Source organism: Runella sp. (assembly GCF_965279615.1).
In the GTDB taxonomy this organism is placed as follows: Bacteria; Bacteroidota; Bacteroidia; order Cytophagales; family Spirosomataceae; genus Runella.
Genome location: NZ_OZ257252.1, coordinates 1899021 through 1923503 on the forward strand (window position 1 = coordinate 1899021; position 24483 = coordinate 1923503).

The following is a 24483-nucleotide window of genomic DNA, read 5'->3' on the forward strand; positions in this document are numbered from 1 at the left end:
TACTTTTTGAGTGATTAGAATGTGATAGACAAACCGGCGGTTACACTTTTCATCAGTGGATAATTGTAGGCATCGCCGGAATTCCCATTGGGGTTAAATACCTGATCAGAAGCAACGGCATTCTCTACGTCAAAATCACGCGTGTGTTTGTACAGAGGCGATAAAGACCAAATATTCTCTGCCGACAGGTACACTCTGGCCGCTGATGAGCCGATCTTCGAAGCAATTTTACGTGGTAAATTATAGCCCAACTGAATATTCTTCAATCGCAAATAGGCTACATTTTGAAGGTATCTTGTTTGTGCCGCGATCAATGTACCGTTGGCATTACTTGCTAAACGTGATACATATCTTGGGAAATAGGCATCGGGGTTTTGTTCGGTCCAGATATTGCCCAATTGGCTTTTAGGAATCCCGCCATAAGGACGATTGTATTGCCCCCAGAAAAGGCTTGCTTCGCCGCTTGGATACCATTGTTGCTTGCCCACACCTTGAAAAAACGCCGAGAAGAAGAAATTGTGCCAATCCGCGCCCAACATCACGCCATAGGTATAGCGAGGCGTTGAATTTCCGATAATACCACGGTCGCCTGAATCACCGACTCTGCCGTTACCGGGTGTGATGGCCCCGTCACCGTTTGCATCTTTAAACTTGATATCTCCGGGAAACCACAATCCGCTGGAAGCCGTTCTGAACAAATTCTGGCTTGCGCTGTTTTTCACATCATCGGCCGATTTAAAGAAACCATCGGTTTGGTAGCCCCAAATTTCGCCCAGTACCTGTCCTTCATAATAATCGCTCAATTGTTTTTGAGGGTTATTGTATTTTGTAATGACCGCTTTGTAATCAGAAAGCGTCAAACGTATGTCAAAATTGAACGGTTTTGACCCCAACGAAAATTTATCGCGGTACGAAAGCATTGTTTCCCAACCTTTGGTTTCCAAGTCAGCATAGTTTCCTTTCGGGGCGGTGGCTCCGAAAACGGCAGGAAGCGTTAAACCCACGGTAAACATATCGGTTGTTGTACGGATATACGCATCTGCCACAAACGTCAATCGATTTGAAAGCATTGACAGGTCAATACCAACGTTTTTGGTTGTGGCTGTTTCCCAGGTAAGTCCTTCGGGCAACACCGTCGGTCTGCTTGTTTGCTGCGGCTTCTGGCCATTCAGAATGAGCGATGATTGAGAAATACCGAATTGCTCCAGATAAGCATAAGAGCCAATATTTCCGTTTCCTAAGGAACCGTAGGAGGCTCTGAATTTCAAATCGGAGATCACCTGCTCAGGCACTTTCCAGAAAGGCTCTTTTGAAAGTCTCCAACCGATTGAATAAGACGGGAAGAATCCAAAACGCTGATTGGAAGGGAATTTTGAAGAACCATCATAACGGCCATTGATCTCAAACAAATAACGGTCTTTGTACGAGTAGTTAAGTCTTGTAAAACCGCCCTGTATTTTCCATCTTTCCCAGCCGCCCGAAGTAGTAATGGCTTGTCCCAGTGCTAAGTTGATATCGTTTGCATCTTCAAAGATAAGACCGTTGCGCTGTGCCGAAAGTCGCTTATAGTTAGACTGCTCGTAGTTATACCCCACCAACAATTTCAGGTAATGATTCTCTTTAAACGTATTTTCATACTCCGTATAAAAGTTGGTCGTCATGTAAGCGGTTTCCCGATACACATCATTGATGTAATTGGTCGTCGTTCCAACGTACGCGATCACGCCGGGTTTAATGCTGTAAGGCACCGGAACAGCTTTGGCTCGGTCGTTGTTGTCGGTGTTTTGAATTGTAAAGTCACCTTTGACTCTCAACTTATCCTTGAAAAACTGTGCTACAAATCCTGAGGTATTTCTGAAAACCTTTTTGTTGTTGTCTATTCCGTTTTTACCGTAATAAAAGTCACCAACGGTATAGGCCGCCGAGGCAGAAAGCGTTCCGTCCGGATTCAACAAAGGAGACAACGGGTGACCTTCATCGGCAATATTCCGCCAAACGCCTCCGCCTTCACCTACGTTGGATGGATTGTGGTATTTCATGTCAGAATATTGCGACATGTTATTGACTTTCAGCCAGGGAAACAATTGGATCGAACCTTTCGCGGTAAAGTTAAATACCCGATAATCGTCTGAATTATAGCGAAATAAACCCTCCTGCCCGAAGTAACGCCCGGTGATCAGATAGCTGGCTTTATCGCTGCTCCCGGAAATGTTAATATTGTGTTCGTTGGAAGTGTTATGATCTTTATACAACAGATCATAATACGCGGTATTTCCGTAATAAACATATTCACCGGTCACGGGATCAACTTCAACCTCCGGCAATCCTCCCACTTCCGATCTTCTTTTAATTTCGTTCAAATAAGCCTGTGAGAATTTGAGTGTTTTGTTGGCATTTTGGGGAAAGGTTCCGCCAAAATTGACAAATGACTCCGCAAACATCGACGCCCAAGTGTATCCATCAGTAACCAATTCAGGCTTTGCAATGGGCTTTTTGAACGAATAATTGGTCGAATACGTCACCGTCGTTTTGCCGGCCGTTGGGTTTTTTGTAGTGATAAGCACCACGCCAAATACCCCGCGCGCACCGTAGATCGAAGCAGAAGCTGCATCTTTCAATAAAGTAATGGTGGCGATATCGTTCGGATTCAACAAACTTGGATCACCTTCTACGTTGTCGATCAAGACCAACGCGCTCCCGCCCTGTCCAATGGAAGTAGTTCCCCTGATGTTGAAACTGGGGGCCTGATTTGGTTTACCATCGCCCATTTTAATGTTAAGGTTAGGCAAAACCCCTTGAAGTCCTTGGTTAAGGTTCGTAATGGAACGGTTTTCAAATACCTCGCTGGTAACCATATCAACCGCACCCGTCAAATTGGCTTTCTTTTGTACACCGTACCCAACTACCACTACTTCGTTAAGTGTTTTTAAGTCAGCTTTTAATGACACATTAAAAACACTTTGGCTGCCCACGATCACTTCCTGCGGTGTATAACCTACATAACTGAAAATCAATACAGCCTTTTCATCCGGTACAATCAACGAAAATTCACCGTTCGTATTAGTAGTAGCTCCGCGTTGCGTGCCTTTGACCAGCACACTTACACCCGGAAGTCCTTCTCCTTTGTCATCCGTCACGCGTCCTTTCACATTCTGATCGATTACTTGATTGGGGACAAAGCCTATTTTTTCCAGCGTTTGAATGTCGGCTTTGGTCAGGATAATGTACTCCCCCGAAGCCTCATACGACATATTCAATGGTTTGAGCAATTTTTCAAGCACCACCGATAGCGGTTGGTTGTTGGCCGTGAGGGTTACTTTATCGTTTTTTGTCACCAATTGCGGCAGATAAGTAAACTTCACATTTGCTGATTTTTCGAGCATTCCTAACGCCGCTTTGAGCGATTTATTTTCGATCTGTATGCTCACATTTCGGTTGAGGGCTTCCTGAGCAAGCCCCTCATGCGCGATGGCTAAACCGCTGAGCACAACGCTGATCAACAATTGTAAACAAGTGATTCGCATAGCTATAAGCAACAGTTTGCGCTTTTTGGATAAACATTCCATCATTTTTGATTGGTTTTGGTTTAGGTATATTGATTTATATCACCTCTTATTGCTCTTTTTTCGAGCAGCTTCGGTAAATAAATAAGAAGAGGATCTGAGCGTCGGTACCGGTCAATACATCGCCGACTTTTTGTAGAATAGGTAGTTATGGGGACATAGAGTAGGGTTTAGAGTGTTCAGAACTAATTATTGGCAGCCACGGCTCGAAACCACAACTTTGGTTTCGACGATCTCATAGCGTGCGCCAATCGTTTTACAAATGATATTCAGCTTTACAAATAATGATTCATTTCCCAAAGGGGCAGTGACCGAGCAATGCTTCATGACATCGGCATCATACACAATATCTACTCCGTAGGCGGTTTTCAGTTTGGCAAATACATCCGAAATGGGGCTGTTCTCAAAGTTAAAATCAGGCGTTTCTTCGGCCTCGGTAAGGATGGCGGGTTGCTCAACCAATGCTTTATTGAACTTTTCATTTTGGCGTTCAAACGTCGCCTGTTGGTTTGGCGAGAGGTACAAACTTTGCACCTGATAATTGGCTATTTTTTCCGATTTTCTGAGTTCCGACATCGGAAAGACCATCACTTTTCCCGTCTTTACCGCCACCACTACTTTTTGGTCTTTGGAATAGGCTTTTACGGTAAAACTTGTCCCCAAAACTCTGGTTACCAAATTATTGGCATAAACATAAAAAGGTTGATCCGGCTTTTTGATCACTTCAAAAAAACCTTCGCCCGTGAGGTAAACTTCCCGCTTAGTGCCCGAAAATTTTTCAGCAAAACTCACTTTACTTCCTCTCTTCAACTGAACGGTACTTCCGTCCGGAAGCGTAGCGGTATAGTCTGATGCAGTATTGTTGGATACTTCTATCTGAGCGCTTTTAGCAGCGCCCGGAGCAACATTGACTTCCGTCAGTTGGGGTTTTAATTCACTATTCCGTTTGCCCGACCATAACCACCAGCACAGGCTTCCTACCAATACAATTGCCGCTGCTATCCGTGTCCAAGTGAACCAAAAAGGGTTAGTACCGGTAAGGGGGCGTTCTTCTACCAATCCCATTATTTTTTCCACTTCCAACGAAATTTCGTCATCGTTAATGGATGTGGGTTGGTTTTTAAGCCCCAGTAGAATCCGGCGGGCCTGCGCAATCATCTCTGATTTTTCAGGGTGCGCTTCAACCCAAAACTCCCAAAATGCCGTGTGCTCGGGCGACGTTCCTTTTACCCAGAGCGAAAAAGATTCGTCGGTAATGAAGTCTTCAACTTTAAATTTACTATAATCAATCATAGAAAAAATAGTACTTATACGAGCATTTGTAAGGTATATCCAAAGAATACCTCTCAATACTCATGAAATGTGAAAAATATTTTTCGATAAAAAAGGAAGTTCCTAAAAATGCAGCACAAGTTGCAAGAGCCACGCAACCGTCAAAAAGACGCGCATTTTAAGTAGTCTGAGGCCGTTGTGAAGCAGATTAGCCACGGATTGCCGATTGATGTGCATTACCTCTGCGATTTCATCGTTGGTGAGGTCTTGGTAAAATTTAAGAAAAAGGACTTCCTGCTGCCGTTTGGGAAGGTTTTTGAGATGCAGGTTTAGCTTAGCGATAATGCTTTGCGTTGATTCGGTTGAAATGATCAACGCTTCTTCAGAATCTGCAACTTCCAACTTCTCAAAATAATCGTCGGAAGCTCTTAATTGTTGTTTTTGTAATTCTTTGTAGAGGCGATTGCGAACGATCTTGAGAAGGTATAGTTTGACGTTTTCGTTCGGGTCGATTTGTTCTCGTTTATGCCAGATCAATAATAACACATCCTGAATAACGTCTTTAATGAGTTCACGGTCTTTGGTGAATTTGCGTCCGTAGTCAAACAATAAACGATAATAACGCGTGGAAATTTCGCCAAAAGCCTCCGTATCTCCCGCCTTCAGTCGTTCCCAAACCAACTCCTCTCCCTGATGTATTTGACTGCTATTCATTCATTTAATAAATCATTGTTTCGTCGATTTAAATTTATAACTAATGAATGTGTGGTGGTATTTCTGAAAATGTACGAGGTATGAAAAATGGTTTCATACCTCGTACAAAAAAGTTAACTTTTAAATTTCACCCATTTCTGGCTGGCTTTTCCCGAAGCAATAACCGTTTCGACAAACTGCATTCCGCGAATACCATCGTCGATGGTTGGGAAATCCAGATCAAATTCGTTGGGTTCTTCACCGTTCATGCGCTTGCGCACGGTGCGGGCAAAATTGCGATAAACATTGGCAAATGCCTCTAAATACCCTTCCGGATGTCCAAACGGGATACGGGTGTGCGCATTGGCAGAATCTGACAACTTGCCTACTGACGGTTGATATATCTTATGCCCGTCAATTGTTTTGTGGTGGAGATATTGAGGTGTTTCCTGGTGCCATTGCAAGGTTCCCAATTCACCATATACTCTTATATTCAAACCATTTAGATCTCCGTTCGAGATTTGACTGCAATGCAAAATACCTTTGGCGCCATTGTCAAAATGAAGCAAAACGTTTGCATCATCGTCCAGCACTCTTCCTTCTACCACTCGGCTCACATCGGCACACAATTCAGTGATTTTCAACCCTGTAACATATTCGGCCAAATTTTCAGCGTGTGTCCCAATGTCACCTACCGCTCCCGCAATACCTGAGCGCTTCGGGTCTGTACGCCATTCGGCTTGTTTTGCGCCTTCTTTTTCAATGGGAAATGACAGCCATCCCTGCGGATATTCCACAATGACTTTACGGATTTTACCCAATAAGCCGCTTTTTATCAGTTGACGGGCTTCTTTGATCATTGCGTAGCCCGTATAATTATGCGTAAGCGCAAAGGTCAATCCTGTTTTTTCGACAATTTCTTTGAGTTTTTTAGCTTCCGGCAACGAAAACGTGACCGGTTTATCGCAAATCACATGAAAGCCGTTTTCCAATGCCATTTTGGCGGGGGCAAAGTGCATATGATTAGGGGTAACAATCGAAACCGCATCAATACGGTCTTTACGGCGTTTTTCTTTTTGGATCATTTCCTTGAAATCGCCATAACAGCGTTCCGGAGGAAGCATAAGGTCTTCTCCCGATGCTTTTGATTTTTCGGGCGTAGAGCTGAATGCTCCGCACACCAAGTCAATTTCGCCGTCAATTGCGGCAGCAATACGGTGAACGCCACCAATAAACGCCCCTCGTCCGCCACCGACCATACCCATTCTGATTTTACGTGACATATTTTAAGTTTTAATAGTTAGGCACAATTTAGTTGGTTTTTCCTTGGCAATCGGTACTTATAAGTAAAGAATTGTCGGCAAAAACGCTCTAAATAGTGTGTGATGAACTGTTTTTAAGGCACATTTCAAGAAAGAAAATAGAGTCAAACCTGAATTCCATATTAGGCTAAAGTAAAAAAAGGCATTTTTCTCATAAGCTTTGGGTAAAAAAAAAGAAAATTATACTTTGCCTACTTGTATCACGATGTCTTATCTAACCTTTAACCAACTTTCCAAAAATGATCAACAAAGACAGATTATTCTATGGTAGCTGTTTTGCACTCATTACGACGGCTTTTTCATTCAGTATCCGGGCGGGTATCCTGGCTCAATTAGGAACTGAATTTAACCTGACAGCCGAGCAATTGGGTTTTATTAACTCTATGTGGTTCCTTGGATTTCCGCTGGCCATGATCATAGGCGGACTGGTCTATTACACAGTAGGCCCGAAAAGAATCATGCAAATTGCGTTTGTAGCCCATGCTATCGGTATTTTGCTTACAATTTATTCAGGAGGCTATACCGGGCTTTTGATCTCTACTTTTTTAATTGGATTAGGAAACGGCTGTACCGAAGCAGCCTGTAACCCTATGATTGCCGATTCTTATTCGGGCTTGCAAATGAACAAAATGTTGAACCGTTTCCACATGTGGTTTCCGGGCGGAATCGTGGTAGGCAGTTTAATATCTGAGTTTATGACGAAACAACTGAATACCGGTTGGCAGCCCCAAATTTGGATCATTCTTGTGCCTACTTTAATTTATGCGTATTTGTTTTGGGGCCAAGCATTTCCTAAACCTAAAGTGGAAGGTTCTACTTCTTTGGGAGAAAACGTTAAAGCACTCTTTACCCCTCTTTACCTCTTTATGTTCCTTTGCATGGCGTTGACCGCTATTTCAGAATTCGGTCCTCAACAATGGACAGGGTTGATCATGAGTAAAAGCGGTGCCAGCCCCATGTTGATCTTGGCATTGGTAACCGGTTTAATGGCAGTAGCACGCTTTTTTGCGGCTCCCGTTGTGGCGGCTTTAGGTCAAACAGGTATTTTATGGGGTGGTTCTATCTTAGCTGCTGTCGGTATCTATTTATTCAGTACCGTTACCGGTCCGATGGCGTACGTTGCGGCCATCTTTTTTGCAATGGGAGTAGCCTATTTCTGGCCTACCATGGTTGGCTTTATTGCTCAAAACGTGCCGTTAAGCGGTGCCTTGGGAATGTCGATCATTGGGGGGGTAGGAATGTTCTCAACCGCTATTTTCCAGCCTATTATTGGAAAATGGATCGATGAAGCACGTGCAGATCAAACCTTAAAAGGATTGGTCGGAGATGCAATGGAATTGGCCGCCGGCCAGGATACACTCAGGACTATGGTTATATTTCCGGGTATTTTGATCGTTTTATTTGGTGTTCTGTACTTCTGGATGCGTAGCCGTAAGGGAGCAACTACTACCGCTGCCGCAGCACACTAATCGGGTTGTAAAACTGCATAAAATTTTATATTAACAAAACACCCCGCCGAGTTTCGGCGGGGTGTTTTGTTGTAGGGACAGGCCTTGCGTCTGCCCGGTTGCGTTGTGCAAATACGTCGAATTGGGCAGACGCAAGGCATAACCGGGCAGACGCAAGGCATAACCGGGCAGACACAAGGCCTAACCGGGCAGACGCAAGGCCTGCCCCTACGAGGTTATTTTTATTTACAATACTGTTCAATGGAGGCCTTTGCCGCCGGATATTTCAACCGCTCGGCCTGTTTGAGATTTAGGCATCCTACTTCTTTTTGATTTTCCAAGATTTGGGCTACTCCCAACGCATGAAAAGCTTTGCCGAACTTGGAATCTGTTTTGACCGCTTTCTCAAAATTCGCAATGGCACTTTTAAACTCTTCGCGTTGAAACAATACATTGCCCCGATTGTACCATGCCAAGGCATTGGTAGAATCAAGAATCGTGGCCTGTTCAAAATCTCGAAGGGCGGCGTCGGGTTGGGCTAAAGCGGCCAATAACTGACCTCTATTCACAAAGATCTCGGCGTTTTTGGGATCAAGGCGAACGGCTTCTGCATAGTCTTTCAGCGCGCCGTCTCCGTCATTTTGCGCTACTTTCAATAAAGCCCTATTGTAATAGGGGCGGTAATAATCAGGCTTTAATTTGAGTGCCTGTTCGTAATCAAGCAAGGCATTTTGGTATTCTTTTAATTCATAATACACAACTCCACGCGCATTCAGGGCTTCGTAATTGCTGTTATCGCTTTCGATGGCTCCGTTGAGAAACGACAGCGATTCACGAAATTTCCCTTCCTTCATCAAAGCTTTCCCCTTTTCAAATTTATCTTCTGACGAAAAACTGCACGATTGCAGGCCGAAAATCAAGCTACTTAAAACTATAACGATAAAATGTTTCATTGAATTTTGATTGGATTGAACGCTCAAAGATACAAGCGAATGCAAGCGATGCCAATAAATCAAACGGCAGTAAATTACCGTTCAGTAAGATTTAATAACATTTCAATCCCACCCTCACATCAATTAGTAGAGAAAACGTGTACATTTCGGTGCTTAAAATAATCACTTTAAAACGTTATTAATGAAATGAATAAGAAGCTGGCAGCGCTTATTATCGGCCTCGTGAGTCAGGTGGCTATGGCGCAGATTTCCAATGACAACAGTTTATCGGTACAGGTAGACGGCAAAGAATATAAAACAGCCCCGAGACGAATTCGGATAGGAAATGCTTGGTATATTACTGCCAATGCCACAAGCCCCGACAAATCGTTGCGGTTTTGGTTTGCCACCTGGACCAACAGCGATACGCCCGAGGTAGGTTTGTACAAAATTGTGGATGAAGAATTCAATGGAAAAGCTACGGTTCAGCCTATCATGGCCGAAGGTAAATACAAAGGCGTTGCCTACGTAAAATACGTGGAAGAGACCAAATCGCCGCGCATGGAATACCACGTAGGCAAATCGAGACGGGAAAATGGCGGAGAAATTGAAGTGGTAAAAGCCGCCGATGGGTTTCTGGAAGGTAAATTCTCGTGTACGCTTGATGGAACACATTTCAAAGAAAAAACATCGGCAACGGCATTGGGAGGATTGAGTCGCTTGAAAAGCAAGCTCGAAGACAAAGCATTTACGGGCGCTACCGGCTTTGATTCCGATATTGACCCCGAAGGCCGAGGGTACAAAAAATTGGATAACAAAGACGAAATTGTCTTATCAGGCGGTGCCTTTAAGCTCAAATTTGAAAAGTAATGAGTCAGACTTGGAAAGTTTGATAAACGACTGATAGCAAACTTTCCAAGTCTTATTCTGCTACAAAAATAAAAGTAATGAGTCAGACTTGGAAAGTTTGATAAACGACTGATAGCAAACTTTCCAAGTCTTATTCTGCTACAAAAATAAAAGTAATGAGTCAGACTTGGAAAGTTTGATAAACGACTGATAGCAAACTTTCCAAGTCTTATTCTGCTACAAAAATAAAAGTAATGAGTCAGACTTGGAAAGTTTGATAAACGACTGATAGCAAACTTTCCAAGTCTTATTCTGCTACAAAAATAAAAGTAATGAGTCAGACTTGGAAAGTTTGATAAACGACTGATAGCAAACTTTCCAAGTCTTATTCTGCTACAAAAATAAAAGTAATGAGTCAGACTTGGAAAGTTTGATAAACGACTGATAACAAACTTTCCAAGTCTTATTCTGCTACAAAAATAAAAGTCCTGCAATAATAGCGCCCGTCACCGGCCCCGCCACAGGCACCCAAGCGTATTTCCAATCCGAATCTCCTTTGCCGGCAATGGGTAAAAGCGCATGCGCAATCCGAGGGCCCAAGTCACGGGCAGGATTGATGGCATAACCTGTAGTCCCTCCCAACGAAAGCCCAATGGCCCACACCAAAATTCCGACGGCAAACGGCCCCAAGCCTGTCGTAACGGCTCCTATTCCTTTGATTCCGATCAATAACACAATTGTTCCGATCACTTCACTAAAGAAATTGGAACCCGAAGCGCGAATGGCCGGGTCAGTGGCAAACGTGGCTAATTTTGCTCCTTTATCCTCTGTTACAGCATATTGCGGATAATGGAACAACCACACCAAAGTCGCGCCTAAAAACGCTCCTATCATCTGAGCACTTACGTAATCAATAATTTTTCCATATTCATTTTGGGCAACGGCGAATGCAATTGTTACGGCGGGATTGAGGTGTGCGTCGTATCCGCCAAAAGCTTTGGAAACAAAAACACCAATGGTTACGGCAAATGCCCAACCGGCAGTAATGACGATCCAGCCACCGTTGTGGCCTTTGGTATTTTTCAAAACAACATTGGCAACAACACCGTTGCCCAATAAAATCAATACGAGGGTTCCGAGCAATTCGCCCAAAAAAGGAGAGGGAGTCATTTAAGTGTAAAAGGTTAAAGGTTAGTTTGGGCTTAATTACTCACTAAAAGTATCAAGGGTTTTCCTGTTCGCAAATAAATACAAAAACATCTTATGGCAATGCAAATACTACGTATTTATCGCCGGATTTTGTTTTAAGTTTCCCCCCGCCGCAGGCAATGACAACGTATTGTTTGCCGGCAATCGAATAAGTGCTCGGAGAAGCATAGCCCGCCGCCGGAAGTTGGGTCTGCCACAATTGTTTCCCCGTCTTTTTGTCAAAAACACGCAATTTTTCGTCGCGGGTCGCGGCAATGAACAACAAACCGCTCGCTGTCACAAGTGGGCCGCCGTAATTATCAGTACCGGTAATGGGAACTCCTTTGGCGGTCAACTCGGGATATTCGCCCAATGGCACTTGCCAAAGACGTTCTCCTGAATTCAGATCCGTCGCGGTCAGCGTTCCCCACGGTGGCTGACTGATGGGATAACCGTTACGGTCGTACCAACGATTGTAGCCTGTATGTTGATAAGGCAAAGCCCCGCCCTTTGAACTGACGACCTGTTTATCAGACTCTTTTTGAAATAGAAAATCAACAATTGCTTTGCGTTCAGCGGCTGAAAGATGCGTCATTGGCGGCATCATTCCGCGCCCTTTGGGAATGAGTTTATCAACGGCATCAGCCGTAAGCTTTTTATTGATCTCAACCAACGGCGGATAAGATCCGTCATGATTTCCGCGACGGTCTGCTCCGTGACAAGCCGAACAGTTTTGTTTATACAACTGCGCTCCTGTTACAAATCCACCGCTTGTTTCCTGTTTTTTGGTCACTAACGAGGTATATACAGGAATCTCTTTGGAAGGGACGTACAAAATACCTTCAGGATCAGCAGCAGCACCGCCCCATTGCCCACCGCCGTCGGTACCCGGAAAGAAGATCGTTGTTTCTTTTCCGATGGGAATATAAGCACTCCCCGTACGCGCTTTTCGAATCAGCGCGGCCAAAGAATCACGGTCGGCTACAAATGAATTCAGGTCTTTTTCGGTAAAGCTTTGCCGGGCAAAATGCGTGGGCTTGAGCGGAATGGGTTGCGAAGCCGCCGGATATTCGCCCGGCACGGCATCATAGGTAAATTTGCGGTCTTCAATCGGGAACAGCGGCTTGCCCGTTACACGATCAAACACAAAAATGTACCCCTGCTTCGTAATTTGCGCCACGGCATCCACTTTTTTTCCGTTGTGTGTAATAGTGATCAAATTTGGTGGTGCAGGCGGGTCACGATCCCAAATATCATGACGAACCAACTGATAATGCCAGAGGCGTTTACCCGTTTTGGCATCCAAAGCCAACAGGCAATTGGCAAACAAATTATCTCCCTTCCGATTTCCCCCAAAAAAATCAAAGGCGGCTGAACCGGTAGGTGCATACACGATACCGCGCTCACGGTCGATGGCCATGCCCGCCCACGCATTGGCTCCGCCGATATTTTGGCGTGAATTGGCCGGCCACGTGTTTGCGCCCACTTCTCCCGTTTGAGGAATGGTATGAAAAGCCCATACTTTTTTGCCGGTTCGCACATCATACGCCCGAATATCGCCCAAGAGTGCCGTTTCGCTTTCAGACACCCGTACCCCTACAATGATCAGGTTTTTATAGATCACGTTGGGCGTATTGGCCACTACGTAATCATCCGCACCGGGGCGTTCCAAGCCTTCTTTCAGGTTAATGCGTCCATTTTGGCCAAAGCTTGCTACGGGTTTTCCTCTTAATGCCTCAAAAGCATACAGCCATTTTCCCGCTCCTATAAAAATGGTTTTCTCCTGTCCGTCTCTCCAATAAGTTACGCCTCGACCAGTGGTGCCTTCCGTTTCCGAAATCTTTGATTTCCAGATAGGATTTCCGTTGGCCGCATCCAATGCAAACACTTGTGTATTGGCCGATACACCGTATAAAATGCCATCCACAATGAGCGGATTGCATTGCATTTGGGTACGGTGAAAAACCGTATCTGCACCGCCGGAGGCGTATGTCCAAGCCACTTTGAGTTGGGAAACGTTATCGGCGTTGATCTGGGTTAGTGTGGAATAATGGCTGCGGGCTCCATCGCCGTTGTATTCAAGCCAATCTTCGGAACTTCCCGAAACGGGAGCGCCCGTCGGTCTTAAACTTTCGGGGAGTTCGACGGAAGAAAATTGAAAACCGGTAAGTATTACTAATAAGGCAAGTATGGATACTATTTTCATATAAAAAGGATTTCAATACCAAACTGCTTATAAAAGCATTTTCCCGTGTTTTCTACCAAAATTTTCCGATTACCGGCGTATCTTTGGGCTTTAGAAACCAAGCTATGCAATTAAATTCCCTTACAGCTATCTCTCCCGTAGACGGCCGCTACCGTCGTCAAGTTGAAAAACTCGCTCCTTATTTTTCTGAATTCGGACTGATTCGCTACCGCATCCTGATTGAAGTAGAATATTTTATTGCGCTGTGTGAATTGCCTTTACCACAGTTGAAAGATTTCGACAAATCACTGTATACTGACCTGCGCGCTTTGTACGGTCAGTTTTCGGAAGCAGATGCACTAATGATCAAAGAGATCGAGTCAGTGACGAATCATGATGTAAAAGCCGTAGAATATTTTATCAAAGAGAAACTGAAAGACAAGAATTTAGAACAGTTTTTAGAATTTATTCACTTCGGATTAACTTCGCAGGATATCAACAATACTTCCATTCCTTTATCGCTCAAAGATGCCCTACAGGCCGAAATTGTGCCGATGTTTGAAGAAGTTGTTACTAAATTAAAAGCCTTGGCCGAAGAATGGAAACACATTCCGATGTTGGCACGGACGCACGGACAACCCGCTTCTCCGACGCGTTTGGGCAAAGAATTCGGTGTGTTCATTGAACGGTTGGAAAAACAATTGGACATGCTTAAAGCCGTGCCTTTTGCGGCGAAATTTGGCGGGGCAACGGGCAATTTTAACGCGCACCACGTAGCGTATCCTGATATTGATTGGGTAGCTTTCGGAAATCATTTTGTGAATGATCTGCTCGGGCTTTCGCGCAGTCAGTTGACGACTCAGATTGAGCATTATGACATGATGGCGGCATTGATGGACACGTTCAAGCGCATGAATACCATCTTGATAGACCTTGACCGTGACATCTGGACGTACGTGTCGATGGAGTATTTCAAACAAAAGATCAAGGCGGGAGAAATTGGCTCGTCGGCCATGCCACACAAGGTAAATCCCATTGATTTTGAAAATTCGGAAGGAAATTTGGGCATCGCCAACGCCATTTTTGAGCATTTATCCGCCAAACTTCCCATTTCCCGTCTCCAACGCGATTTGACCGATTCTACGGTGCTACGCAATTTAGGCGTTCCGTTGGCGCACACCGTAATTGCGTTAAAAGCCCTGATGCGCGGATTGGGAAAACTGGAACTGAATGAAAGTGCATTTTACGCCGATCTGGAAAACAATTGGGCCGTTGTAGCCGAAGCCATTCAAACCGTTTTGCGCCGCGAAGCCTATCCTCAACCTTACGAGGCCCTCAAAAATCTCACGCGCAGAAACGAAAAAATTACCGCCAACGCCATCGCCGAATTCATCGACCGATTAGATGTTTCAGATGTTATCAAAGATGAATTGAGAGCGATTTCGCCGTTCAGTTATACTGGGGTGTAACGAAAGGCACTTTGTATATTTTGTGCTGCCGTTGGTAAGAAACGCCAACGGCTTTTTTATGAAAATGTCTTCAGAAATTACAACAGCCTATTATCCCAAAAATAATCTTCAGTTCGCACCAGTTGAACTTTTGAGGAAAAGTCGGGATGTTCTGTGTTAATGATGTAATTATATTCCTGAGAAATAACCGCTGACGGTACTTTTAAAATAAGCGCTTCCTGATGGTTGTACCATTCACTGCCCATTCTTTGAAGTTTTGAATAAGCATTCAATGATCGCCAATCCAAGGGCAACTCTGACAAACGAACCTGTTTGATAAGACGATCTTCATCCGCAATAGAAATCACCATTACTTTATAAAGAAAGGTCGGAACAATAGCGTTGCGGTGCACTACCAATTCCAGCGTGGATAAAGAGCGTGAGCTGCCCGTATAAATTACATTTTGACCTTGAAAATTCCAACGATTAGCGCTCCCCGAAGAGGTTAAATGATTGGCGTATTTTTCATGGCAAATTCGGAATACTTCCATTGTTATACATTATCGCCAAACTCCAACGCAGTAAGGCGGTCGTTTACAAATCTGATTCCGCTTACGGTTGTCAGGTACAGCACCGGACGGTGATTGTCAAAAAAGAAATTTTGGGTATTCAACCATTGATCAAATCCCTTGGTGTTGCCAAACAATTGAATTCCTCGCTTAATAAGTGCCAGCAACAACAAAATATGTTCCTGCAAGTTTGCTTTAAATTTGTTATCTGTTTGGCGATACGACCTGAACGTTTTGGGGCTAACGTTTAGCCAATCTCCTATAACATCATCATTAAAATCAGTTCGTTTCTTAATGGTTTCCACGTAGCGCCAATCAATCTCTCTATTTTGGAGAAATACCAGCACTTCACTATCACTTATCTGTTCCGGTACTTCCTCCCAAAGACTCGTATCTTCAAAGGCTTCCTGTTTAATTTTCATGGTGAATTCGCTTATTTAAAAACAAATATAGACAATATTACCTTTGGTAAAAAGAAACATTACCTATTTAAACATTATTAATGCTCAAAATTGCCTTACTTTTACTATTTCAGGTTGCCCAACCACTTCCAGTTTAAATACATCATTTCGAGAATAATGTCCTACGACGTCAAAATCCAACTTACTTTTGGCCAATACAGAAAAATCCAGTTCGGCAGTAAGTAAACCTTCTTCGTTCCAAAGCGGGCCCGCCAAAACTTCTCCCAACGGAGAAATAATGACACTCCCACCGCTGCTCATAATGTCAGGGTCATGGACTAAATCTGCCTGATAACGCTCAGGATAATCGGATTTTCGAACAAATTGATTGCAGGCTAAGACAAAGCAGCGGCCTTCCAACGCGATATGCAGCATCGTAGATTGCCACGACTCGCGCGAATCGGCCGTAGGCGCAAGGTATATTTCAATACCGCGTTGGTACATCGACATGCGTGCCAACGGCATGTAATTTTCCCAACAAATCAACCCGCCGATTTTGCCGATTTCGGTGTCAAAACTCATCAATGTACTTCCGTCGCTTTCGGCCCAAATGTAGCGCTCTAAGCCTGTTGGTTTGAGTTTGCGATGTTTGCCGATGAGATTTCCCTGATTATCAAAATAAAGTAATGCGCAATGCAAAGACCCACCGACACTTTCTCGCTCGGTTACGCCCAAACCCACAAAAATGTCTGCTTTGCGAATGGCTTCACCGATTTGTTCGATATAAGGAGACGACGTTTCAATGCTGTTTTCCCAATAGTCCAACCATTGATCTCTGCTTTTTTCAGTACGGCGGCCTACCACTGAATCAAAGTCTAATCCTCGCGGATAACACGGAATGAAGGATTCGGGGAAAAGTAATAATTCACAGCCTTCTTTGACCCCTTTTTCAATCCAATCAATAACAATCTGAACGGTTTTTTCAATATCAAACAATGCAGGTGTTGCCTGAACAACGCCCACTTTTACCTTTTTGTGTTGCATGAGTTAGTGGGTTTCTTGCCGTAAAGCATCTTCGATGGTATCAATGATAAAATCGCATTGATCCTGCGTCAAGATCAGCGAAGGGCGAAGCGTAATGACATTGCCTTCAATGATCTTGAAAGCCAATCCGCGTTCCATACAGCGATACATGATGCGCTCGGCTTCTTCGTAAGCACGTTCTTTGGTCTTAGGATTTTTGATAAGGTCGATGCCGATGTGAAATCCTTTGCCGGCTACATTGCCGATAAGCGGATAGTTCTCCTGCATTTTCCGAAACGAATTCATCAAATACTCTCCTTTTATCGCGGCATTTTCAACGAGCTTTTGTTCTTCAATGTACTCAATTTCAGCCAGTCCCGCCGCGCAGCAAAGTGGGTTTTTCTCGTGGGTAAAATGCCCAATGGAACTGTCCTGCAAAACGTTGTATTCTGATTTAGAAACAATTCCCGCAAAAGGCACCATGCCGCCTCCCAAGGATTTTCCAAGTACCAGCACGTCGGGCGTGACATAATGCTCACTGGCAAACATTTTTCCGGTACGCCCCAAACCTTCGATGATCTCATCAAAAATCAGGAAGATTCCTTCGCGGTCGCAGAGACTACGGATTTCCTGCCAATAGTTCTTGGAAGGCACTACCGGCGTGGAAGAAATCGGCTCGGCCACGATAGCGGCAATGTCGGGCTCGTTGCGAATAATGAGTTTTATTTGGCGTAAATATTCTTCGTCAATATCGTCCGGGTTGTCCCATTTCCAAGGGTTGCGGTAATAGTTGGGAAATTCCGCGTGCAACGCTCCGGGCACCATCGGCCCGTTGCCTTTCAGAAAATGCGCCTGACCGCTGACGGCTGCCGCCTGATAGCCCGTGCCGTGGTACGAATCCCAAAACGAGATGGTTTTCCACTTGCCCGTGATTTGTTTCGCCAGCATTACGGCCATCTCAATCGCTTCCGAGCCGCCCGGACAAAAAAGTACTCTATCCAGTCCTTCAGGCGTAATTTCGGTCAGTTTTTTAGCCAGTTGAATCGCCGGAATGTTGGTATACCTTCTCGGCGTAAAAGCCAATGATTCGCTCATTTGCCGAATCATTGCTTCTACTACTTTGGGGTTATTGAATCCTGCATTATGCACACCGTTGCCGTGCATGTCCAGGTATTTTTTGCCGTTTAAGTCATAAATGTACGCTCCTTCGGTCTTAGAAAGCACGTTCATGACGGGTGTAGAAAGTGCCTGATGAAAGAAATATTTGGCATCTTCTTCGAGCCAATGTTGCGTTGCTTTATCTAGCGATTGATTATATAGGCTGCGTTGCTCGGACGTATTGATGTCGCCCTGATCTTCGGAAATAGTGTTTTCGGGGTTCATGAAAAGGGTTTGAAAAAGTAGATAAAAGTGTACCTAAGCCGTGGTCGTAAAGATAAAAGAATTATCACGAACAGGATTCAGGTCAGTTGTTATCCGTTGGTATCAATTACTAAAAAAAATCGGTCAATGTAAGTTTTCAGTCCATTCTGCTACTAATTGTTCAAAACATAAAAACAAGATGAAACTATTTAAATACTTTGCCATTGTTCTTTTGCTTTCCTGCACAGCATGCAGCAGTGAATCCTCCCCCGAAGGCCGATCAAAAATACGCGATGAAAAACTCCAAGCTGAAATTGAACATCTGAACCGGCAAAACAGAGCTGTTCTTGACAGCCTCAGCGCTATTCGCACTGAATTAAATGCGCTGAAAAATCAAAAATAACTATCTTATTTCCGCGAATTACAGATATGATTAAAACAGCCTATGAATGAAACCGCATTCTTAACCCTGATGGCCGAGCACCAAGGGATCATTCATAAAATATGCCGACTCTATCGTGACAGCCGCGAAGATCGTGAAGACCTTTTTCAGGAAATTACGTTCCAACTTTGGAAATCGTTTCCTTCGTTCAAAGGCAACTCTCTGATCAGCACATGGTTGTATCGCATTGCTTTAAATACAGCCATCGCTTCTTATCGAAAAGAGAAACCGACTATCGACTACGTTGAGACATTGCCTGAATTTGCCGAAGAGTCTCAAAACGAAGAGCTTATACTACGCCAGGAACGTCTGCTTGCGGCCATAAAGCAGTTAAGTGAAAGCGAAAAAGCAATCATCGCACTCTATTTGGATGACCTGAGTTATCTGCAAATTGCAGAAATCCTCGGAATCAGCGAAAACAATGTAGGCGTTAAAATCAATCGAATAAAAACGAAAATCCAACAACTTTTAGCAAAAAAATCATGAACTCCGACGAATTAAAATCGACTTGGAAAGGCATAGCGCCACCCGCCAAAACAAATGAAGAAATCAAACTGATGCTGCAGGAAAACAGGCATCCGGTCCTGAAAGGAATCAGAAAACAACTCACCATTGAGCTGTTGGGCGGGTCCGCCTTTTTACTTTGTTATTATACTATGTTTGACGGCGCGACAAAGCCTCTGTCAGTGAATGCCATTTTGGTGATTGCGTTAGTGATCTCTATCGCCCATACCCTGTACGGCTATGCACTGGTCAAGTACCCGACAAATGGCGCTGCTCTTACGGCTTCGCTGGAAAAGCATCTTTCCCATATCAAATTATACGCAATCGGGTCGCTGATTTCAAGAATATGCTACGCTGCCGGCTTGCTTTTATTCTTTACGTATTCATTAGAATTCACTACTGCCAAATATTATTCTTTGGCCGCGATTATCCTTGTATTCTTTGTTCAATTGGCATTTTTATACAGAATTTGGGCAAAACGACTAAAGAGTCTTAGCGAAACATTGGCCGGCCTGTCCTGAGGTTTCGGAAATGTAAGTGTTGCCAAGTTTCGAATTTTGTTTCTTTATCCAACGATTGGTTATATAGCCTGCATTGCTCGGACGTATTGATATCACCTTGATTTTCGGAGATTAGGTTTTCAGAGGACATGCAAAAGGGATAAAGGTTGCATAAAGGAATAAATCTGATTGTTTTAGTCAATTCCAAAATCTTTTACAAATGCTTTTTCAGGAAATATTTCATAAAAATCAACTCCGAATTTCGCATGGGTTATTCCTGCAATCGCTACTAAAATTTCATACTTACTTAAGTACATTGGCTAAAATAGTTTGATGTATTTCGTATTTGTTTGACCCCATCTACCCGAATCCTTGCTTTTCTGCTTGGCAATGCAATACGATGTATTTCGTATTTGTTTGACGGCAGCGGCCGACCGCCCCATCCGGGGTCAGATGTTTGTAGAAAAGAGCGGTATTACTACAAATATCTGACCCCGGATGGGGCGGTCGGCCGCTGCCGTCAAACAAATAATGCAAAGTATTTTTAATGAACTACTTATCACCAAATATTGGCTTAATAAAAAGATATTTATCCAACAGGAGGGCATAAACTATTTACTGCGTGATTTTCTTAAATTCTACATTTCGTGCTCTGCTCACGGAAAATTTCAGCGTATTGACACGGGCTTTTTTATCTCTTTCAAAATAAACAATACCCGGAGGAGCAAGGAACCCATCCCTGTACGTGGGTGTAAGCAGGTATTCTGTCGTGGGTGCCTGAAATAAAATCAATTTACCTTCTTTGACCCGAACGGAGAATTTTGCTTCCGCTTCTTCCGACCAATAATCGCCCAAGTATTCCTTCATGGTCTTCTCGTCCAAATTCGGAGAATCTGCGGCGACAAAAGCGGTAGTATCCTGCGCAGTAATCACGGAAAGTTTTGTAGGTTTGCCGGGAGTAATTTCAATTCGATTATCGTTTATCATAAACGCATTTTCTGCCACCGGAATCAGCGTTCCTCCTCGGGAATTTGCAAGTTTTCCATCCTCTACAAATAATCGAAGGCTGCCGCCGTTTCTGACCTCTTTGTACCAGCCGCTGTAAACGGCCAATTTTTCGTTGGAAATAGTGAAGGGGGTTGGATCGCTCTTTTTATCGGAAACGACTCTGTTTTTTACCAACAAATTTCTGACGTCAATTGATATGTTAGGCCCCCCATCAAATTCAGAAGAGTTGCTCAACCAAGCAATGCTAAGCCCTAATTCAGGAAAGTGTTCAAGATTGGCGCGATAACTCGCGGTAGCGCCATTGTGCGCGATGATCTTCCAACCACGAACCGAATATATGCTCAACCCTGCTCCGTAAGGATTCATTCGACCGTTATTAAAAGGATAAGTGGTCAACTGCTTCGGAAGCAGCGAAGGACTTCCAAATTTCCCGCTCAGGTAATAGTTATTCCATAGCAGCAGGTCTTCCGCAGTCGTGAGCAGCCCACCGTTGCCGTATACATATTCGTTCGGCATATTGGTCAGATAGGTATCGTCGGTTTTTTCGTAGGCAATGGCGCGGTTGGGAACGATCTTTTTAAAATTATTACGCCATTCCGTGTGCTTCATTCCGGCGGGCTCAAAAATATGAATTCGGGTAAATTCGGCCAAGCTCATTCCGCTTACGCGTTCGACAATAATGGCGAAAAGGTTATAGTTGGAATTGCTGTAAATGTATTCGGCACCGGGGATATGATTCAGCGTTTTTTGGTGGGAAATGACGAACAAAGCGTCGTCGTTGCTGTAGGTTTTTGTGCTGCGCGGCCACCCTGCAATGTCCATCACGCTTCCCCAATCTTTCAGTCCGCTCGTGTGTTGCATCATTTGTCGCAACAAGATCGGTGTTCCATAATCAGGCAATTCAGGGACGTATTTCCTAACGTCATCATTTACAGACAGTTTCCCCTGTTGTTCCAACAACAAAATAGCCGCAGCCGTAAATTGCTTGGAAACCGAACCGGCTTCAATGATCGAGTTATTGCTCAAAGGTATGTTATGCTCCAGATCAGCCATACCCCACGCACGGGAAAAGATAACCTGCCCGTTTCGACTGATCGCCAACTGGCATCCGGGGCCGGCCGGCTTGTAACGTTCGGCCATTTTTTCAATCAACGAAAGCGTATCCTGCCAAGTTTGTGCATTGCTTATAAGGTGAATGGAAAAGAGCAGTAGCGATAGAAAAATCTTCTTCATTGTTTTTGTTTAGGATGATATAGCGTGGAAAATCTTATGTTTTTGGGGAATGGCAATTTACATGATTTCCTCTAATCGCCTAACTACTATCAACTGCTTTTGTAATAAATAACCCAAATCGTATTTCTTTTATAGATACGCTGCGTTTTTATTTAAACCAAAACAAAAATGGGAAAACAAAGACGACAACGAAAGTCCAAAGGGTATAAATCGGCAAAAATGCGGCGATGGATCTCTCTACTTCTTGCAGCTCACCTTTGTTTTTCAGTACGTTGAAAAGTCGAATGGTAACTATCACCAAGTTGATCAGGATCAGAACATTTCCACCCAAAACTGCCAAACGATTGGGGGTTATTCCCCAAGTAACAATTCTAAATCCAATGGCTGATAACGCAATGCCGTTGACAATGATCGTAACCACCGCCAACAGAAACAAAATGCGCGTACCCGTTTGATTTTTGGCAGTTCTCGAAGTCTCTGCGATAGAGAACAGAATAATCGCCATGACACCCAGTAGCAAAATATTAAAGATCAGAAGAAATTCGCGGTCGTTGTAAGGGTCTTTGCGGGAATAAATAATAGCGATCAAATAAACAACCAATGTAACCAAGACCAACGGACTGAATATCTTCGCAATGACCGGCGACACCTTATTGACCAACTGAGGATTGGAGCGAATGACGTACGTACCCACGATGGGCGAAGCGGCCAAGCCAAAAACCACAACATAATTACCGTAAAAGCGATTGATGTTCAAGCCAATGACCGAAAAAAGAGTAAAAGTGACGGCGGTCAAAACCGCACCGGCAATTAAGATCAGCGCTGTCATGACGACCAAATCGCCGTTGTAGCGTAAAAAATCGAGGCGTTTTTCATTGTCAAAGAGTTTATGTCCCACAAAAGAAAACCCAAGAATTGCCCATAAAAACAGCGGCAAATGAATACAGGCCAGTTGTAACGTATCGCTTTGGGAATTGACAGGCAACAGGTTGATAAACACTAATGCCATGAGCGTTGCTCCTGCGATTATGGCGACCTTATTGGGTTGCAGCGTATTTTTCCAAACAAAATAAGCAGTCAACAGCGGGAAAACGACAAAACCGGTGTTTCTGAAATAGAAAAAATCTTTCCCGATCGGCAGAAATGCAGGAATTTTGGCAATGATTCCTGCCAATAACGAAGCCACAATGACAAATCGCAGCTCATTATGCGTTCCCCACGAAATGTCGCTGCTTTCATAATTGAGTCGTTCGTTCCAAACTTCAGCCACCGGGCGGCCTTTCAGTTCGGGGTACAAGGCGTTGAAATCGCGTTTGAAAACCGCCTTATTGTCCCGATACAACCTTTCAAGTTGCTTAGGATCATCAATATTTGCCCGTATTTCGTGTTTCATGATTTATTGAACCAACCTTTTATCTTATCAATAATCCCGGCGTTCTTCTTTTTTTCTTCTCCGATCAAAAAACCATAGGGCTTTAATGCGGTTACATTATCGAAAATGATCTTCACAATTCCTACCAAAGGGATGGCCAAAATCATTCCCGGAATGCCCCAAACCAATTCTCCGACAACTATGACAATGATGGTAAACAAAGGATTGATCTTGACCTGCGAACCCACCACCAAGGGCTCAAGAATATAGGTTTGCAGAAACTGAACAGTGCCATACGTGAGCAATATACCGATGATCATCGCGGTGTCGCCTCCCTGCGAAAGAGCGCCGATCAACGTTAAGCCGGTGCCGGTAATATTGCCGACAAAAGGGACGATTTCGAGCAAACCGCAAATGACGGCAAAGAACAACGCATTTTCTACGCCCACAATGGAAAACCCAATGCCATACATGACCCAAAGCATACCGATCATCATTGCCAAACCCGAAAGATATTGTTGCGCTACCTTTGTCCCATCGTGAATGATCGTCAGCGTTTTTTCTTTTTGTTCATTAGGTACTAATTTTAAAATAAACTGTTTGAGGTGGTTACGTGAATACATCAGCAAAAAGATGTAAACCAATACCAACACCGTATCAACCATCATTGACATAGAGGAGCTCATAACGGTCATTGCCATCTTGCCGGCCCCGCCCGCTCCCGACGACTGTTGTTGTTTTAGTATCTCCTGCTGTTTTTTGAGCGAAATACCGAATTTGGTTTGAATCATTTCTGCTACATTGGTTGCCATTTTGGAAATGTACGCCTGCATTTGGGACATATCTTCCGTAAAACCGGCTATTTGCCAAGTTAGTATGGCAAGGATACCGATTATCACAGACACTAAAATAAGGATACAAAGTAAGATGGAAACTCCGCGCCCAATGCCTTTTTTTTCCATCCAACGGTTAAGTGGCAAAAACAACATGGCAATAATCCCGGCAAGCGCCAATGGCACCAAAAAAGGCTTGGCGATGTATAATCCTGCAAAAACAAGAAAGAAAAGTAAAAGTATTTGAATAGTTTTGACTAACGGCGATGTGTGCATAACGTATAAGAAATACTGTCAACAATTTGTATTTACGCTGATTTACCGAATGTACTTCAA

21 protein-coding genes are annotated in these 24483 nt (G+C 43.9%); 6 read left to right on the forward strand and 15 right to left on the reverse strand.

Annotation, left to right across the window (positions count from 1 at the left end; translation table 11 throughout):
* Nucleotides 1-14 precede the first annotated feature (14 nt).
* The 4 genes from ACQY73_RS08415 to ACQY73_RS08430 all read right to left on the reverse strand — a co-directional run bounded on the left by ACQY73_RS08415 (nt 15) and on the right by ACQY73_RS08430 (nt 6811).
* The gene (locus ACQY73_RS08415) at nt 15-3569 is read right to left on the reverse strand and encodes a TonB-dependent receptor (protein WP_428664121.1); all 3555 of its coding nucleotides are present in this window, start codon (nt 3567-3569) and stop codon (nt 15-17) included.
* 183 nt (nt 3570-3752) lie between these two features.
* Nucleotides 3753-4856 (reverse strand): FecR family protein, encoded by a 1104-nt coding sequence (locus ACQY73_RS08420; protein WP_428664124.1) that lies wholly within the window; start codon nt 4854-4856, stop codon nt 3753-3755.
* A gap of 102 nt (nt 4857-4958) precedes the next feature.
* Nucleotides 4959-5549 (reverse strand): RNA polymerase sigma factor, encoded by a 591-nt coding sequence (locus ACQY73_RS08425; RefSeq protein ID WP_428664127.1) that lies wholly within the window; start codon nt 5547-5549, stop codon nt 4959-4961.
* 113 nt (nt 5550-5662) lie between these two features.
* Nucleotides 5663-6811, reverse strand: coding sequence for a Gfo/Idh/MocA family protein (locus tag ACQY73_RS08430; RefSeq protein ID WP_428664130.1), 1149 nt, complete (start codon nt 6809-6811; stop codon nt 5663-5665).
* 278 nt (nt 6812-7089) lie between these two features.
* Between ACQY73_RS08430 and ACQY73_RS08435 the strand changes: the two genes are divergently transcribed.
* Entirely contained in the window at nt 7090-8319 is a 1230-nt protein-coding gene (locus ACQY73_RS08435) for an MFS transporter (RefSeq protein WP_428664132.1), read from the forward strand.
* Nucleotides 8320-8540: 221 nt separating this feature from the next.
* On the opposite strand, the gene ACQY73_RS08440 is transcribed toward ACQY73_RS08435, so the two are convergent.
* Entirely contained in the window at nt 8541-9251 is a 711-nt protein-coding gene (locus ACQY73_RS08440; RefSeq protein ID WP_428664134.1) for a tetratricopeptide repeat protein, read from the reverse strand.
* 186 nt (nt 9252-9437) lie between these two features.
* Between ACQY73_RS08440 and ACQY73_RS08445 the strand changes: the two genes are divergently transcribed.
* On the forward strand, nt 9438-10100 hold the full coding sequence (locus tag ACQY73_RS08445) for a hypothetical protein (RefSeq protein ID WP_428664137.1): 663 nt from the start codon (nt 9438-9440) through the stop codon (nt 10098-10100).
* A gap of 450 nt (nt 10101-10550) precedes the next feature.
* Here the strand turns inward: ACQY73_RS08445 and ACQY73_RS08450 are convergent, their stop codons facing one another.
* Nucleotides 10551-11249 carry an MIP/aquaporin family protein gene (locus tag ACQY73_RS08450; RefSeq protein WP_428664139.1) on the reverse strand — a complete coding sequence of 233 codons (699 nt, stop codon included), beginning with the start codon at nt 11247-11249 and terminating at the stop codon, nt 10551-10553.
* Between the two features lie 91 nt (nt 11250-11340).
* Nucleotides 11341-13473, reverse strand: coding sequence for a PQQ-binding-like beta-propeller repeat protein (locus ACQY73_RS08455; RefSeq protein ID WP_428664142.1), 2133 nt, complete (start codon nt 13471-13473; stop codon nt 11341-11343).
* Between the two features lie 104 nt (nt 13474-13577).
* On the opposite strand from ACQY73_RS08455, the gene purB reads away from it, so the two are divergent.
* The gene (purB, locus tag ACQY73_RS08460) at nt 13578-14921 is read left to right on the forward strand and encodes an adenylosuccinate lyase (protein WP_428664145.1); all 1344 of its coding nucleotides are present in this window, start codon (nt 13578-13580) and stop codon (nt 14919-14921) included.
* Nucleotides 14922-14998: 77 nt separating this feature from the next.
* Here purB and ACQY73_RS08465 read toward each other — a convergent pair whose 3' ends face one another.
* From ACQY73_RS08465 to pbfA, 4 genes are all read right to left on the reverse strand, one after another.
* A complete protein-coding gene (locus ACQY73_RS08465) occupies nt 14999-15451 on the reverse strand; it encodes an RES family NAD+ phosphorylase (protein ID WP_428664148.1) in 453 nt (150 codons plus the stop codon).
* A gap of 2 nt (nt 15452-15453) precedes the next feature.
* Nucleotides 15454-15891: an antitoxin Xre/MbcA/ParS toxin-binding domain-containing protein gene (locus tag ACQY73_RS08470; RefSeq protein ID WP_428664151.1), complete on the reverse strand. Its 438-nt coding sequence runs from the start codon at nt 15889-15891 to the stop codon at nt 15454-15456.
* A gap of 84 nt (nt 15892-15975) precedes the next feature.
* Entirely contained in the window at nt 15976-16914 is a 939-nt protein-coding gene (locus ACQY73_RS08475) for a carbon-nitrogen hydrolase family protein (RefSeq protein ID WP_428664154.1), read from the reverse strand.
* Nucleotides 16915-16917: 3 nt separating this feature from the next.
* The gene (gene pbfA, locus ACQY73_RS08480; RefSeq protein ID WP_428664157.1) at nt 16918-18276 is read right to left on the reverse strand and encodes a (R)-1-hydroxy-2-aminoethylphosphonate ammonia-lyase; all 1359 of its coding nucleotides are present in this window, start codon (nt 18274-18276) and stop codon (nt 16918-16920) included.
* 178 nt (nt 18277-18454) lie between these two features.
* Here pbfA and ACQY73_RS08485 point away from each other — a divergent pair, with 178 nt between their 5' ends.
* The 3 genes from ACQY73_RS08485 to ACQY73_RS08495 are packed head-to-tail and all read left to right on the forward strand — an operon-like array spanning nt 18455 to nt 19722.
* Nucleotides 18455-18658: a hypothetical protein gene (locus ACQY73_RS08485; RefSeq protein WP_428664160.1), complete on the forward strand. Its 204-nt coding sequence runs from the start codon at nt 18455-18457 to the stop codon at nt 18656-18658.
* Nucleotides 18659-18700: 42 nt separating this feature from the next.
* Nucleotides 18701-19183: an RNA polymerase sigma factor gene (locus ACQY73_RS08490; protein WP_428664163.1), complete on the forward strand. Its 483-nt coding sequence runs from the start codon at nt 18701-18703 to the stop codon at nt 19181-19183.
* Nucleotides 19180-19722 (forward strand): hypothetical protein, encoded by a 543-nt coding sequence (locus ACQY73_RS08495; RefSeq protein ID WP_428664166.1) that lies wholly within the window; start codon nt 19180-19182, stop codon nt 19720-19722. Before ACQY73_RS08490 ends, ACQY73_RS08495 begins: the two co-directional genes overlap by 4 nt.
* A 173-nt stretch (nt 19723-19895) precedes the next feature.
* Here the strand turns inward: ACQY73_RS08495 and ACQY73_RS08500 are convergent, their stop codons facing one another.
* From ACQY73_RS08500 to ACQY73_RS08515, 4 genes are all read right to left on the reverse strand, one after another.
* Nucleotides 19896-20018 (reverse strand): hypothetical protein, encoded by a 123-nt coding sequence (locus ACQY73_RS08500; RefSeq protein WP_428664168.1) that lies wholly within the window; start codon nt 20016-20018, stop codon nt 19896-19898.
* 298 nt (nt 20019-20316) lie between these two features.
* Nucleotides 20317-21942, reverse strand: a complete 1626-nt coding sequence (locus ACQY73_RS08505; protein WP_428664171.1) for a serine hydrolase domain-containing protein — start codon at nt 21940-21942, stop codon at nt 20317-20319.
* Between the two features lie 148 nt (nt 21943-22090).
* Entirely contained in the window at nt 22091-23335 is a 1245-nt protein-coding gene (locus ACQY73_RS08510) for a hypothetical protein (RefSeq protein ID WP_428664173.1), read from the reverse strand.
* On the reverse strand, nt 23332-24423 hold the full coding sequence (locus ACQY73_RS08515) for an AI-2E family transporter (RefSeq protein ID WP_428664176.1): 1092 nt from the start codon (nt 24421-24423) through the stop codon (nt 23332-23334). The genes ACQY73_RS08510 and ACQY73_RS08515 overlap by 4 nt, the downstream gene beginning before the upstream one ends.
* Nucleotides 24424-24483 lie beyond the last annotated feature (60 nt).

Bases quoted from the DNA above. Each gene is read 5' to 3' on its own strand.
- ACQY73_RS08465 (WP_428664148.1), bottom strand. From the start codon at position 15,451: ATGGAAGTATTCCGAATTTGCCATGAAAAATACGCCAATCATTTAACC.
- purB (WP_428664145.1), top strand. From the start codon at position 13,578: ATGCAATTAAATTCCCTTACAGCTATCTCTCCCGTAGACGGCCGCTAC.
- ACQY73_RS08435 (WP_428664132.1), top strand. From the start codon at position 7,090: ATGATCAACAAAGACAGATTATTCTATGGTAGCTGTTTTGCACTCATT.
- ACQY73_RS08505 (WP_428664171.1), bottom strand. From the start codon at position 21,942: ATGAAGAAGATTTTTCTATCGCTACTGCTCTTTTCCATTCACCTTATA.
- pbfA (WP_428664157.1), bottom strand. From the start codon at position 18,276: ATGAACCCCGAAAACACTATTTCCGAAGATCAGGGCGACATCAATACG.
- ACQY73_RS08470 (WP_428664151.1), bottom strand. From the start codon at position 15,891: ATGAAAATTAAACAGGAAGCCTTTGAAGATACGAGTCTTTGGGAGGAA.
- ACQY73_RS08445 (WP_428664137.1), top strand. From the start codon at position 9,438: ATGAATAAGAAGCTGGCAGCGCTTATTATCGGCCTCGTGAGTCAGGTG.
- ACQY73_RS08515 (WP_428664176.1), bottom strand. From the start codon at position 24,423: ATGCACACATCGCCGTTAGTCAAAACTATTCAAATACTTTTACTTTTC.
- ACQY73_RS08425 (WP_428664127.1), bottom strand. From the start codon at position 5,549: ATGAATAGCAGTCAAATACATCAGGGAGAGGAGTTGGTTTGGGAACGA.
- ACQY73_RS08510 (WP_428664173.1), bottom strand. From the start codon at position 23,335: ATGAAACACGAAATACGGGCAAATATTGATGATCCTAAGCAACTTGAA.
- ACQY73_RS08475 (WP_428664154.1), bottom strand. From the start codon at position 16,914: ATGCAACACAAAAAGGTAAAAGTGGGCGTTGTTCAGGCAACACCTGCA.
- ACQY73_RS08485 (WP_428664160.1), top strand. From the start codon at position 18,455: ATGAAACTATTTAAATACTTTGCCATTGTTCTTTTGCTTTCCTGCACA.
- ACQY73_RS08440 (WP_428664134.1), bottom strand. From the start codon at position 9,251: ATGAAACATTTTATCGTTATAGTTTTAAGTAGCTTGATTTTCGGCCTG.
- ACQY73_RS08420 (WP_428664124.1), bottom strand. From the start codon at position 4,856: ATGATTGATTATAGTAAATTTAAAGTTGAAGACTTCATTACCGACGAA.
- ACQY73_RS08455 (WP_428664142.1), bottom strand. From the start codon at position 13,473: ATGAAAATAGTATCCATACTTGCCTTATTAGTAATACTTACCGGTTTT.
- ACQY73_RS08500 (WP_428664168.1), bottom strand. From the start codon at position 20,018: ATGTACTTAAGTAAGTATGAAATTTTAGTAGCGATTGCAGGAATAACC.
- ACQY73_RS08415 (WP_428664121.1), bottom strand. From the start codon at position 3,569: ATGATGGAATGTTTATCCAAAAAGCGCAAACTGTTGCTTATAGCTATG.
- ACQY73_RS08430 (WP_428664130.1), bottom strand. From the start codon at position 6,811: ATGTCACGTAAAATCAGAATGGGTATGGTCGGTGGCGGACGAGGGGCG.
- ACQY73_RS08495 (WP_428664166.1), top strand. From the start codon at position 19,180: ATGAACTCCGACGAATTAAAATCGACTTGGAAAGGCATAGCGCCACCC.
- ACQY73_RS08450 (WP_428664139.1), bottom strand. From the start codon at position 11,249: ATGACTCCCTCTCCTTTTTTGGGCGAATTGCTCGGAACCCTCGTATTG.
- ACQY73_RS08490 (WP_428664163.1), top strand. From the start codon at position 18,701: ATGAATGAAACCGCATTCTTAACCCTGATGGCCGAGCACCAAGGGATC.